The organism is Sphingomonas sp. GW821-FHT04B01 (assembly GCF_059420425.1).
The window spans coordinates 170,008-182,391 of sequence record NZ_JBWKTR010000001.1; the positions used below are offsets into that span (position 1 = coordinate 170,008).

Annotated in this window: 13 protein-coding genes and 1 tRNA gene; 9 read left to right on the forward strand and 5 right to left on the reverse strand. The window is 68.7% G+C overall.

The features are described from left to right. Window positions 1–138 precede the first annotated feature (138 nt). The gene (locus tag AC07UH_RS00885) at window positions 139–894 is read left to right on the forward strand and encodes an MJ0042-type zinc finger domain-containing protein (protein ID WP_495179659.1); all 756 of its coding nucleotides are present in this window, start codon (window positions 139–141) and stop codon (window positions 892–894) included. Here AC07UH_RS00885 and AC07UH_RS00890 read toward each other — a convergent pair. Then, window positions 866–2,230, reverse strand: coding sequence for an MATE family efflux transporter (locus tag AC07UH_RS00890; RefSeq protein ID WP_495179658.1), 1,365 nt, complete (start codon window positions 2,228–2,230; stop codon window positions 866–868). The genes AC07UH_RS00885 and AC07UH_RS00890 overlap by 29 nt on opposite strands. Before the next feature lie 130 nt (window positions 2,231–2,360). Here AC07UH_RS00890 and AC07UH_RS00895 point away from each other — a divergent pair. The 3 genes from AC07UH_RS00895 (at window position 2,361) to AC07UH_RS00905 (ending at window position 3,845) form a co-directional block, all read left to right on the forward strand. Then, window positions 2,361–2,447: transfer RNA gene (locus AC07UH_RS00895), tRNA-Leu, on the forward strand. A 110-nt stretch (window positions 2,448–2,557) separates the two neighbouring features. After that, the gene (locus AC07UH_RS00900; protein ID WP_495179657.1) at window positions 2,558–3,445 is read left to right on the forward strand and encodes a DNA/RNA non-specific endonuclease; all 888 of its coding nucleotides are present in this window, start codon (window positions 2,558–2,560) and stop codon (window positions 3,443–3,445) included. Beyond that, window positions 3,432–3,845: a hypothetical protein gene (locus AC07UH_RS00905; protein ID WP_495179656.1), complete on the forward strand. Its 414-nt coding sequence runs from the start codon at window positions 3,432–3,434 to the stop codon at window positions 3,843–3,845. The genes AC07UH_RS00900 and AC07UH_RS00905 overlap by 14 nt, the downstream gene beginning before the upstream one ends. A 414-nt stretch (window positions 3,846–4,259) precedes the next feature. On the opposite strand, the gene AC07UH_RS00910 is transcribed toward AC07UH_RS00905, so the two are convergent. Next, window positions 4,260–4,733 (reverse strand): helix-turn-helix domain-containing protein, encoded by a 474-nt coding sequence (locus AC07UH_RS00910; protein ID WP_038664716.1) that lies wholly within the window; start codon window positions 4,731–4,733, stop codon window positions 4,260–4,262. 208 nt (window positions 4,734–4,941) lie between these two features. Here AC07UH_RS00910 and AC07UH_RS00915 point away from each other — a divergent pair, with 208 nt between their 5' ends. The 5 genes from AC07UH_RS00915 to AC07UH_RS00935 all read left to right on the forward strand — a co-directional run bounded on the left by AC07UH_RS00915 (window position 4,942) and on the right by AC07UH_RS00935 (window position 10,674). Next, window positions 4,942–6,006 (forward strand): type III polyketide synthase, encoded by a 1,065-nt coding sequence (locus AC07UH_RS00915; RefSeq protein ID WP_495179655.1) that lies wholly within the window; start codon window positions 4,942–4,944, stop codon window positions 6,004–6,006. Further along, window positions 6,003–6,692, forward strand: a complete 690-nt coding sequence (locus AC07UH_RS00920) for a methyltransferase domain-containing protein (protein ID WP_495179654.1) — start codon at window positions 6,003–6,005, stop codon at window positions 6,690–6,692. Before AC07UH_RS00915 ends, AC07UH_RS00920 begins: the two co-directional genes overlap by 4 nt. Further along, complete coding sequence (locus AC07UH_RS00925; RefSeq protein ID WP_495179653.1) at window positions 6,671–7,753, forward strand: NAD(P)/FAD-dependent oxidoreductase; 1,083 nt, start codon at window positions 6,671–6,673, stop codon at window positions 7,751–7,753. The genes AC07UH_RS00920 and AC07UH_RS00925 overlap by 22 nt, the downstream gene beginning before the upstream one ends. 38 nt (window positions 7,754–7,791) lie before the next feature. After that, complete coding sequence (msrB, locus tag AC07UH_RS00930) at window positions 7,792–8,193, forward strand: peptide-methionine (R)-S-oxide reductase MsrB (RefSeq protein ID WP_038664705.1); 402 nt, start codon at window positions 7,792–7,794, stop codon at window positions 8,191–8,193. Window positions 8,194–8,523: 330 nt separating this feature from the next. Then, the gene (locus AC07UH_RS00935) at window positions 8,524–10,674 is read left to right on the forward strand and encodes a transglycosylase domain-containing protein (protein WP_495179652.1); all 2,151 of its coding nucleotides are present in this window, start codon (window positions 8,524–8,526) and stop codon (window positions 10,672–10,674) included. Here AC07UH_RS00935 and AC07UH_RS00940 read toward each other — a convergent pair. The 3 genes from AC07UH_RS00940 to AC07UH_RS00950 are packed head-to-tail and all read right to left on the reverse strand — an operon-like array spanning window position 10,650 to window position 12,327. Then, entirely contained in the window at window positions 10,650–11,324 is a 675-nt protein-coding gene (locus AC07UH_RS00940; RefSeq protein WP_495179651.1) for a M48 family metallopeptidase, read from the reverse strand. The genes AC07UH_RS00935 and AC07UH_RS00940 overlap by 25 nt on opposite strands. Beyond that, on the reverse strand, window positions 11,321–11,749 hold the full coding sequence (locus tag AC07UH_RS00945; protein ID WP_038664698.1) for a YcgN family cysteine cluster protein: 429 nt from the start codon (window positions 11,747–11,749) through the stop codon (window positions 11,321–11,323). Before AC07UH_RS00945 ends, AC07UH_RS00940 begins: the two co-directional genes overlap by 4 nt. Then, complete coding sequence (locus AC07UH_RS00950) at window positions 11,746–12,327, reverse strand: SCO family protein (protein WP_495179650.1); 582 nt, start codon at window positions 12,325–12,327, stop codon at window positions 11,746–11,748. Before AC07UH_RS00950 ends, AC07UH_RS00945 begins: the two co-directional genes overlap by 4 nt. Window positions 12,328–12,384 lie beyond the last annotated feature (57 nt).

Below are 12,384 nucleotides of genomic sequence, written 5' to 3' on the forward strand. Positions count from 1 at the left end.
CCGGGCCGTCCGCCGGCCGTCGCCGCAGCCTTCGCATGCGCGCGCCGCGGCTTCAAGCTTGCCACGCAGGCGGCTCACGTGCTTAGAATTATACGCAGTCCGGTCATCGTTCCGGCCCCCGACCGTAAAGCGTTGCGCATGATCCTCGAATGCCCCGAATGCAGCACCCGCTATCTGGTGCCCGACAGCGCGATCGGGGCCGAGGGGCGCACCGTGCGCTGCGCCAATTGCCGGCATAGCTGGTTCCAGGATCCGCCGCCGCCCGAGCCGGCGCCGCCGCCGCCCGCCGTCGACCCCGCACCTGTGTTCGACCCGGCGCAGCCGGTCGCCGCGGTCGAGCCCGAACGCCCCGCCTTCCTCGAACCCGCGGCGATTCCCCCGGTCCGGCCCGCGGCAGCAACCGAATCGGTGCTGCCCGCGCCCGATTACGATGCCTTCGCGCCGCGCCCGCCGTTCCGCCCGCGCCGCAACACGTCGAAGCGCTGGACGGTGATCGCGGTGCTCGCCGGGCTGCTGATGATCGCCGGCGTCGCCGCGATCGTCTTCCTCGGCGCACCGGGACTGCTCGCGCGCATCGGCCTGCCGATCGGCGCCCAGGAATCGCCGCTGCGGCTCAAGGACAATCCGATCGAACGGCGCGGGCTGGAGAATGGCTCGGAGCTGTTCGCGGTAAGCGGCCAGGTCAGCAATCCGTCGAGCGAGCGCCAGCGCGTCCCCGACATCCGCGCCGAACTGCGCGATGCGCAGGGCCGCATCGTCTACAGCTGGACGATCACGCCGCAGCAGCGCACGCTCAATCCCGGCGGCACGATCGACTTCAACTCGGCCAAGCTCGACGTGCCGGCGAATTCGAAGCGGCTCGAACTCAGCTTCGCCGGCGAAGCCGCGAACTGACCAATGCGAACCGGCCGCCGTGCAGCAGCGCGGCGGCGAGCATGCCGATCCCGGACGCCCAGACCAGCGACGACGCGCCGCCGTCGTGGTGGACCAGCCACCAGCCGATGCCACCGGTGACGACGAAATAGGCGAGGATGCTGTTGACCCCGGCGACGACCTGATCGCCGAGGCTGCGCAGCGCATAGACCAGCACGACCTGGATGCCGTCGAAGACGATGAACGGCGCCCAGAGCGGCAGCATCGCCGCGGCGATCCGATGCACCTCCATGGTGGCGGGGAACAGCGCGACCAGCGCCGGCGCCCCACCGGCGAGCAGCGTCGCGCCGAGGCCGAGCGCGAGCACCGACAGCCCGACCGCGATCAGCGTCCGCCGGACCGCCGCCACCGGGGCCCCCTCGCCGACCGCATTGCCGGCGCGCACCCCCGCCGCCGAGCCGAGCCCCAGCGCGACCGCGAAGGTGACGTTGTGCATCGCGAACACGATCTGGAAGGCATGCGCGGCGGCGTCGCCCAATTGCGTCGACAGCGCGATCAGGATCGAGAAGCCGGCCAGTTCGAGTCCCGAGGCGATCGCGGGCACCGTGCCGAACATCGCCAGCGCCCAGGCGCCGCGCGGCACCGCGCGCCAGGCAGCGGCGTCGAAGCGCAGCACGCCGCGCTCGCGTGCCCGCGGCAGGGTGAGCACGCTCGCCACCATGCCGATCGCGCCGAGCAGCGAGGCGATCGTCGTCGCCAGCGCCGCCCCGACCGCGCCCAGCGCCGGCAGGCCGAGATGCCCCGCCGACAGCGCCCAGGCGAGCAGCGCGTTGACCGGCAGCACCGCGAGGTTGACGACGGTGACGCGGCGCGGCCGGCTGACGCCTTCGAGGAAGAAGGCGGCGGCGACGTTCACCAGCTGGAACGGATAGGCGATGGCGAAGGCGCGGACGACGCGTGCGCTCTCGTCGATCCGGTCGGCGGCGACGCCGATCAGCGCGAGCAGCGGCTCGGCGGCGACGAGGAACAGCACGCCGATCGCCAGCCCGAGCAACAGGCCGAGCAGCAGCCCCTCGCGCAGCACCGCGCCGGTCCGCGGCAAGTCGCCGGCGCCGTCGGCGCGCGACGCCATCACCAGCACCCCAGACAGCCACGACAGGCCGGTGACGATGCCGACGAAGCCGAGCGCGCGGCTCGCGCCGAGCGCCGCCACCTCCTCGGTCGAGACGAGGCCGACGACCATCACGTCGGTGACCTGGAGCAAGGTCCAGTTGAGACTGGTCAGCACCACCGGCCAGGCGAGCGCGAGCAGCAGCCGCGTCTCGGCGCGGGTCGTGAGGGGGATCGGGCTGGCCATGGCGGGGGGCTACCGCGTCTGGATGACAGCGAAAAGCGCGGGATATGAAAAAGGGGCGTTGCGGAGCGGGAAAGCCTTTGCTAGGGGCCTGCGCCTGCCAGATGCCGGCTCAGCCCGGTGTTCTTCACGTGCGGCCGTGGCGGAATTGGTAGACGCGCAACGTTGAGGTCGTTGTGGGCGAAAGCCCGTGGAAGTTCGAGTCTTCTCGGCCGCACCACTCTTTGCAGACAGAGATATGGCCCGCGCCCCATGGGGTTGCGGGTTTTCTCTTGTCTTGTTGGAAAATGTTGCTGATCTGTTCTCGTCGCAATGGGACGGAGCGGCGATATGGATGTGTCGATCGAGGCGAAACGGCGGGCTTATGCGGTCTGGTTGCGGACCGGGCGATGGCCTGTGCCGCATGGTGCTGACGGCACCGAGCTGAAGTTCAACCCGTGGCACGATCCGAAGGACGGGCGGTTTACGTCAGCCGGTCCGGGCCAGCGTTCCGGCGGCTCGGCGCCCGGTAAGGCCGCCGACCGATCTGCGAAGGCTGATCGATATCGGCAGTATCAAAGATCCACGGTAGCACGCCCGGTACCGACACGACCAACCGCGTCAGGTGGATGGGGCGATGGCGGCTTCACCGGAGGCGGTGGCGGCCAGTTCGGAGGAGGCGGCGCGAGCGGCTATTGGGGGGATCCGGACCCTCGCCCCTCATCGCAAGCAGCGCCGACCGCCAAGCCCGCAGAGCAACCCCTCAAACGCAGTGTTGGCGCACTTGTAAATGGATCGCAGCACGTCCGATCGGTCGTCGCGAACGGCTACACTTTCATGATCGACGACAGACACGGGATGGTGACGGCAAAGGGCGACTTATCCCAGACCAATACGCCCGTCCGGTCTCGCAAGGCGCAAGCCGCTGCCGGCGGTGCGGATCGGCGACCGACCGATGACGGCGGTCACTATATCGCCGCGCGCTTCAACGGCCCTTCGGACGCGTTCAACCATTTCGCCCAAGACGCGAACTTCAATCGCGGCACATACCGCCGGCTCGAAGATCAGTGGGCTATAGCATTGCGCGCTCATAAGAAGGTCACGGTATCGATCGTTCCCCGTTATGAAAATTCATCCAAGCGACCCTATCAAATCGACGTGAGTTTTTCGGTCGACGGTCATAGACAAAGCCTGAAGTTTCCCAATGAGCGCGGAGACCATTCACATGGAAAATACTGATGCTATCGCAGCGATGCTGGACAGCATCGGCCATCTGATCGCAAAAGAAGCCGATGCAAAATTGGATCGCATTCTGCTCTACGCCCGTGTGGAGGAAGGCGCGTTAGCCCCGTCCCTATTCGAGGACCATGCGAATTTCATACAATATGTCAGCCCCTCACTTAGCAGGGATTATGACGTTCTTTTCGACTTATGGCGGCAGCAATCGGGCGTGCACTGGGGAGAGATCGAATACCTCCTGCACGGCGGCAGCTTCGACGTTCGCTTCGTCTATCCCTACGAGATCGATCCGGACGAGGATACATTCGTTCGCCGTGACCGGGTCGTGCAGCGCTATTTCGGAGACAAGCCGATCGTCTATCCGCCTTGGGATGACGAACTACCCAGCTTCGATCTGTAAGCAGGGCGATGATCGGAGGATCGATCGCTCCGAGCGATAAGCCAGAGGCCATCCAAACTGAAACTGGAAGGCAGAGCCGTGAATGGTGATGTAATCGCGTTGCAAGTTGCTCGGCTTGTAGCGAATTTGTTCCTATTTATCGAAGGATCGGACGAAGATGCCATCGAAAACGATACCGCCGTACATATTATAGAGCAGATTTCCGCCGATCTATAATCCCTAGACAAGTCATTTTTGAGAAAATTAATTACCGCCTTTGAAAACATATCACCCGAATACGACGATGGCGATGATAAGTTTGTAAGAGATATTCCAGTCGACCTATCGTTAGATCCCTCGCCACTTGATGATGATTAAAAACGTAAATAAATAATTCAGACGGTTATGCCAACGCGCAACACCAAAAGCCTGCCCTTACGCCGCGCCCATCCGCCGCAGATAGGCGGTGATCGCGGCATAGCCGGCGTCGCTCAGCGAGATTTCCATCCGCCGCCGGTCGACCGGGTCGATCACCCGGTCGATCAGCTTGAGCTTGTGGAGATGGTCGATCCAGCGCTGCGAGGTGGTCACCGGCGCGTGCGCGCTGCCGACCAAAGTCTTGACGTTCATCGTCCGGCGCTCCTCGTGCGCGACGAACAGCGCGAGCAGCATGTCCCAGGCGGGTTCGTGGAACAGTTCGGCGGGGAAATGGTCGAACCGCGCCTGGCGCTGCGCCAGCAATTGCTTGGCCAGTTCGCGCCCGTTGAGCGGGGTGACGACGGCCTGCGCCTCGCCGGTGCCGCCCGCCGCCCCGGCGAGACGATCGGCACGCGTCCCGAACTCCACCGCGATCGCGGAGAGTTGCGTCGTCAGGTCTTTGACCAGTCCGGCGATGGACTCATGTGGCACGTCGCATTCCCCAAGCGTCGTTTGTCGATCGTCTGCCTACCATTCAGACACAGAAAAAATACAACTATTTAGGGGACATGGCTAATATCGGGAGATCGACCCGAACGATGCGGCGACGCGATCGACGCACGCCGCCCTGCTGCATCCTTGTCGTTCCATCATGCGTTGCTGCTGTCCCGATCGTCGGACGCGGGTGTAAAGGAATTCGGTGGCCGCTTATCTGAATGCCGTCGGCACCGCCGTCCCGCCCCATGACGTCCACCATGCCTTCATCGACTGGGCCGGCGCACGGGTCGAGCCACGCGCACGGCCGCTGTTTGCCCGAATGGCGGCGCGCGCCGGCATCGCGCATCGCTGGTCGGTGCTGCCCGGCACGAACGGCGGCAGCGCCGTCGACGCCGGCGGCTTCTACGGTGCCGCGTCGCCCGGCACCGCGGCCCGGATGGCGCTCTATGCCGCGGAGGCACCGGCGCTGGCGCTCGCCGCGATCACCGCGCTGACCGGCGACGACGCTACCGCGCCGGCCGGCATCACCCATCTCGTCGTGGCGAGCTGCACCGGCTTCGTCGCGCCGGGGATCGACCAGATCATCGCCCGCCGGCTCGGCCTGGCGCCGTCGGTCGAGCGGCTGCTGATCGGCTTCATGGGCTGCTATGCGGCGGTCGTCGCGCTGCGCACCGCGCGTCATATCGTCCGCTCCGAACCGGCGGCACGCGTGCTGGTGGTGACGGTCGAGCTGTCGTCGCTGCATTTGCAGGAGGAAGATGCGATCGAGCCGCTGCTCGCGATGCTGCAGTTCGGCGACGGCGCCGCGGCGGGGATCGTCAGCGCCGAACCGACCGGGATCGAGCTCGGGCAGCCGTTCGCGGCGACGCTCGGCGACAGCGCGGAGCTGATCCGCTGGACGATCACCGATACCGGTTTCGCGATGCACCTCGACGGCGCGGTGCCGGGGCGGATCGGCGATGCGCTCGGCGATGCCGATTTCGTCGCGACGGTGACCGGCGACGCGGCGCCCGCCGGCCTGTTCTGGGCGGTTCATGCCGGTGGCCGCTCGATCCTCGACGCGGTTCAGACCGCGCTTGCCCTCCCCGCGACCGCACTGGCAGCGTCGCGCGGCGTGCTCGCCGATTACGGCAATATGTCGTCGGCGACGCTGATGTTCGTCCTCGCCCGGCTGCTCGCCGCGCCGCCGACGCAGCGCGAGGGCGTCGCGCTCGCCTTCGGGCCCGGGCTCGCCGCCGAGGGGCTGGCGCTGCGGGCGGCGCCATGAGCCTCGCCGTCCGCGCGCAGGCCGAGGAGCTGATGGACGCCGACGACCTGCCCGCGCCGGTCTATGCCGCAGTCGTCGCCGATCTCGCGCGGGTCAATACGGTGACGCTGGCGGCGCGGCCGACGCTCGCCTTTCTCGATCGCGCCTGCGCCGGCGCCAAGACGCTGAAAGTGCTCGATGTCGGTTTCGGCGACGGCGACATGCTGCGTCGCATCGCGCGCTGGGCGGACCAACGCGGCATCGCCGCCGAGCTGGTCGGCGTCGATCTCAATCCGCGCAGCGAGGCGGCGGCGCGCGCCCACACCCCCGCCGGGCTGCCGATCGCGTGGCGGACCGGCGATTACGCGGACTGTGCCGGCAAAGGCTGGGACGTGGTGATCTCCAGCCTCGTCGCGCATCATATGACGCAGGCGCAGCTCGTCGCCTTCCTGCGCTTCATGGAGGCCGAGGCGGCGCGCGGCTGGCTGGTCAACGATCTCCACCGCCATCGCTTCGCGCATGCCGGCTTCCCGCTGCTCGCGACGCTCGCCGGCTGGCATCCGATCGTGCGCCACGACGGCCGGCTGTCGATCGCGCGGTCGTACCGGCCGGACGAATGGCCACCGCTGCTCGCCGCGGCGGGTATCGCCGACGCGCGCGTGTTCCGCGCCTTCCCCTTCCGGTTATGCGTCGAACGGCGGCGCTGATCGTCGGCGGTGGGCCGGCGGGCGCGGCGGCGGCGATCCGTCTCGCCCGCGGCGGCATCCGCGCGCTGCTGGTCGAGCGGCAGGCGGCGGCGGATGCCTTGTGCGGCGGCTTCGTCAGCTGGCGGACGATCGACCGCATTGCCGCGCTCGGCGTCGATCCCGACACGCTCAACCGCGACCGGCTGACCCGCGTGACAATCGTCGCCGGCGGGTGCGAGCGCGAGGCGGCGCTGCCGCGCCCGGCGCTCGGCGTATCGCGGCGACGGCTCGACACCGTGCTGCGCGACACCGCGCGCGCGGCCGGCGCGGAGATCGAGACCGGCGTCACCGTCCGCAGCATCGACGGCCTCACTGCGCAACTCGCCGAGGGGCCGGACATCGCCGCCGACGCGCTGTTCCTCGCCAGCGGCAAGCATGACGTGCGCGGGCTGGCGCGGCCCGCCGCGGCGCGCGGGCGCGATCCGACGCTGGGCCTCCGCGTACGCCTCGCCGCCGATCCGGAGATGGCGCGCGCGCTCGCCGGCCGGATCGAGCTGCATCTGTTCGATCGCGGCTATGCCGGCATCGCCCTGCAGGAGGATGGCAGCGCCAACGTCTGCATGGCGGTCCACCGTTCGCGCCTCCAGGCGGCGGGCAGCCCCGCCGGTCTGCTCGACCAGCTCGGCCGCGAGTTGCCGCGGCTCGGCGAACGTCTGGCGCGACTTCCGCCGGGCGCGCCGGTCGATGCGATCGCCAACGTCCCTTATGGCTGGCGGCAGCAGGGCGGCAGCGCCGGCCTGTTCCGGCTCGGCGATCAGGCCGGCGTCATCCCCAGCCTCGCCGGCGAGGGCATGGGCATCGCGCTCGCCAGCGGCGTCGCCGCCGCCGAGGCCTATCTGCGCGGCGGACCCGACGCCGCCGCCGCGTGGCAGCGCGATTTCGTGGCCCGGCTGGCACGGCCGATGGCGGTCGCCGGGCTGGTCCGCCGCCTCGCCGAGGGTCGTTGGTCGGCCGGCGCGCTGCGCTGGCTGCCGCCGGGGTTGATTCAGGTCGTGGCGCTTGCGACCAGAATGACCCAATGATGGTTGACGCTGCTCCCCTCCGTCACGAGATTAACGCCATGGATCACCTGAATCTTTCGGAAGCCGAATGGCGCAAGCGCCTGACCCCGGCGCAATATCACGTGCTGCGCGAAGCGGGCACCGAACGCGCCTATGCGGGGGCGCTGACCGACAACAAGGCGGACGGCCTGTATCATTGCGCCGCCTGCCATCTCGACCTGTTCGACAGTGCCGACAAATACGACAGCGGCTCGGGCTGGCCGAGCTTCACCCAGCCGATCACGCCCGATCGCGTCGCCGACCATAGCGACACCAGCCACGGCATGACCCGCACCGAGACGCGCTGCGCCCGCTGCGACAGCCATTTGGGCCACGTCTTCCCCGACGGCCCGCCGCCGACCGGCCTGCGCTATTGCATGAATTCGATCGCGCTCGAATTCCGCGCCCGCAAGGCGGCTTAAGTTTAGATCCTCCCCCGCCAGCGGGAGGGCAATTGCATCTGGCTGGTTGGGCTGGTGCAACGGCATTCGCCTGTCCCGTCATGCCGGACCTGATCCGGCATCCCGCTTCTTCCCGCCGTCTGAAGAAGCGGGACCCCGGCGCAAGGCCGGGGTGACGGGGTGGGTTTGGGGCTCGGTCGAATACAAAGACGATGGTTCCGCCCGCCAGCGGGAGGATTTGCCGCATTCGGCTCCCGCCGCGTCCCCCCTCCCCGCGCCCCCATACCGGCGCGAAACATCGCCCCGCCCGCTTGTCGGCACCGCGGTCATCCGGTAATCGCGCAAGTCTTCATGGCCCGTGCGCGCACCCCCCGCTCCGCTCCTGCCCGCCGCTCGCCATGGCGCCGGCGGCTCGTCCTGTCCGCGCAGATCGCGGTGGCGCTCGTCGTACTGGCGTTCGGCGCGCTCGCCATCGCGGTCTATGTCGCGCGCTCGCAATTGCCGAGCTTCGAGGAGCTGAAATCCTCGCCCAACGGCCAGATGATCCGCGTCCATGCCGCCGACGGCAGCGTCATCGTCTCGATGGGGCCGAGCTACGGCGAATGGCTGTCCTATGACAGTATCCCGCGGGTGATGCGCGAGGCGACCGTCGCGGTCGAGGATCGCCGCTTCTACAGCCACCCCGGCGTTGATCCGCTCGGCATCGCACGGTCAGTGCTGATCCGCTACGAGCGCGGGCGCTGGATCCAGGGCGGCTCGACCATCACCCAGCAGCTCGCGCGCAACGTCTTCCTCAACAACCAGAAGAAGTTCGGCCGCAAGTTCCGTGAGTGGATCCTGGCGCTCGCGCTCGAACGCAAGTTCAGCAAGGACCAGGTGCTCGAACTGTATCTCAACAAGGTCTATTACGGCGGCGGCGCCTATGGCATCGACGCCGCGTCGCGCAAATTCTTCGGCCATGGCGCCAACACGCTCAACCTCGCCGAGGCGGCGGTGATCGCCGGGCTGGTCAAGGCACCGTCCAATTACTCGCCGACCGCCGATGCGCAGGCTGCGGTCGGCCGTGCCGGCGTCGTGCTCGACGCGATGGTCCGCCACGGTTCGATCACCCGCGAACAGGCGAGCGAAGCCGATCCGCAGGCGCTGCGCCTCGCCCCCGAACCCCGGCAGAACAGCGCGCGCTATTTCACCGACTGGGCGCTGCCGCAGCTCGACACGCTGATCGACGAGACGCAGGCGCCGCTCGACGTGTGGACGACGCTGGATCTCGGCATGCAGCGCGATGCCGATGCCGCGGTCCGCGCCAACGCGCCCGACGGTGCGCAGGGTGCCTTGGTCAGCCTCGACCGCGACGGCGCGGTGAAGGCGATGGTCGGCGGCAAGGATTACGTCTCGTCGATCTACAATCGCGCGACGCAGGCGCAGCGCCAGCCGGGATCGGCGTTCAAATTGTTCGTCTATCTCGCCGCGCTGGAAGCGGGTCACAAGCCCGAGGACTCGATCGTCGACGAACCCGTCACGATCAACGGCTGGAGCCCGCGCAACGATTCGCGTCGCAACTCCGGGCCGGTGACGTTGCGCACCGCCTTCGCCTTCTCGCTCAACACCGTCGCGGCGAAACTGGGTCAGGAGGTCGGCTTCACCACGATCGCCGACATGGCGCGCCGCTTCGGCATCACCACGCCGATCAACACGCATCCGGCGATGGTGCTCGGCACCTCCGACGTGCGGCTGATCGACATGACCCGCGCCTTCGCCAGCGTCGCCGCCAAGGGCGTCGCGGTGACGCCTTATGGCATCACCCGCGTCACCGCCAACGGCCAGACGATCTACACGCACGAGGTCGACCGCAGCCACGTGCTGGTCGCGCCCTATGTCGCGGCGGAGATGACCGACCTGTTGCAGACCGCGGTCAACACCGGCACCGGCCGCGCCGCGCAGATCGGTCGCCCGGTCGCGGGCAAGACCGGCACGACCACCTCGCTCAAGGACGGCTGGTTCCTCGGCTTCTCCAGCGGACTCACCACCGGCGTCTGGATGGGCCGCGACGATGCGCGGCCGATCGCCGGCCTGCACGGCGGCACCGCGCCGGCACGCGCCTTCGCCGCCTTCATGAAGCCGGCCACCGCCAATCGGCCGATCGAGCAGTTCGAGACGCAGGTGACGCTGCCCGAATGGCAGCTCGAACCCGACGAGGAGACCTATTTCGGCCAGCCCGACAATGGCGGGGCGATGGTCGACGAGGATGGCAATCCGGTCGCGCAGGCGCCGCGCGACGAGCAGCAGCAGGACGAGCAGAGCATCCGTCCGCAGGACAGCGCGCCGCAGCAGCTCGACGATCTCATCGACCGCGTCACCGGCCGCGATGCGCCGCAGCCGCGCGACGACCGCCGCGACCCCGCCGCACCGGTGCGCCAGCCGCTACGCGACGATCGCCGTGACGGGGCCCCAGCGAACCGCCAGCCGCCCCGCCCGCTTCAGGACGACCGCCCGACCCAGTGAAGCGCCGCGCCATGGTCGCGCAGCCACGCCCGCGCCGGGGTCGGGTCCTCGCCGTACAGGCGCGCGACGAGCGCGTGGAACACCGGCGCATGGTTCATATGGACGCGATGCGCGACCTCATGCGCCACCGTCGCGCGGCGCACCCAGCCGGGCGCGAGGATCAGCCGCCAGCTGTAGCGGATCGCACCATCGTGCGCGCAGCTGCCCCAGCGGCCGCGGGCATCGCCGATCGCGACGCGCGCGACGGTAACGCCCGCCTTCGCGGCATAGTCCGCGGTTTCGCGGGTGAGCAGGTCGAGCGCCTGCCGCTTGAGCCACGTCTCCACCCGCCGCGGCAGCGTGTCGAGCGGGCCGGAGAGCGACAGGGTGTCGCCGTCCACCTCGACGCGGCGGCGGCTGCCCGGTTGCCAGCCGATCGTCAGCACTTGGTCGGCGACGGTCAGCGCCATGCCGGGCACGAATGGGCGCGGCTGCGGCAAACGCGCGCGCTGCTGCGCGATCCATTCGGTCTTGCCCTGCGCCCAGGCGAGCGCCGGCTTCAACGCCGCGCGCTTGGGCACCACCAGCCGGGCCCGCCCGCTCGCCGGATCGAGCGACAGGCGGATACGCCGCGCGGTCGGGTGCCGCACGACCTCGAACGGCTCGCTCACAATTCGCGTTCGACGATATGGTTCTCCATATCGCCGACATCGTCCTCGCTCACCGTCCAGCCGCGCACCGAAATGCCGGCGGCATGCACCGATTCGCGATCTCCGCTGATGAGATAATGCCAGTCGCGCAGCGGCTCGCCCGCCGCGCGCAGCCGATAGGCGCAGGTCGACGGCAGCCAGTCGATGCCGCGGACGTTGCCCGCGGTCAGCCGCACGCATTCGGGGACATAGGCGTGGCGGTGCTTATAGTCCGAACAGAAGCCGCTGCGCCGGTCGAGCAGGCGGCAGGCAACGTTGGTCGGGACGATCTCGCCCGTCTCCTCGTCCTCCAGCTTGTGGATGCAGCATTTGCCGCAGCCGTCGCACAAGGCTTCCCATTGGCCGCGGTCGAGCTGCTCGATCGGCAGCTCCCAGAATTTGCTCATTTCGCCCAGCGCTTGATCTCGGCGGCCACGGCATGCGGCCCCTGCTCGGTCGGCAGCAGCGCAAGCGGCTTGCCGTCCGGGTCCATCAGATAGGTGGTGCGGCTGTGGTTCACCAGATAGCCGCCACCCGGCTGGGTTTCGCCCTCGCCGGCATAGACGCCATAGGCCTTCGAGACCGCCGCGATCTGCGCCGGCGTGCCGGTCAGCCCGACCATGCGCGGATGGAAGGCGGCGGTGAAGCTCTTGAGGACCTTGGGCGTGTCGCGCTCGGGATCGACGGTGACGAAGACCGGCACAATGCGGCGGGCGAGATCGGCGTCGCTGCCGTCGAGCTCCGCCACCGCCTTGCCGATCGCCGCCGCGTCGGTCGGGCAGACGTCGGGACAGAAGGTGTAGCCGAAATACATGATCCGGTATTTGCCCGCGAAATCGCGGTCGCTGACGGCCCGCCCGTCCTGGTCCACCAGCGTGAACGGGCCGCCGATCTTGGCGCCCGCCAGCGGCGGCGCCTCCTGCGGCGCGGCATGACAGGCGACCAGGGCGACGGCGGCGAGCGGGGCGAGGCGCAGAATGTTCATGACCACGCCAGCTCTGATCTGTTACCGGCAGGGCTGCAAGCTTTCGTCGTCAGGGAC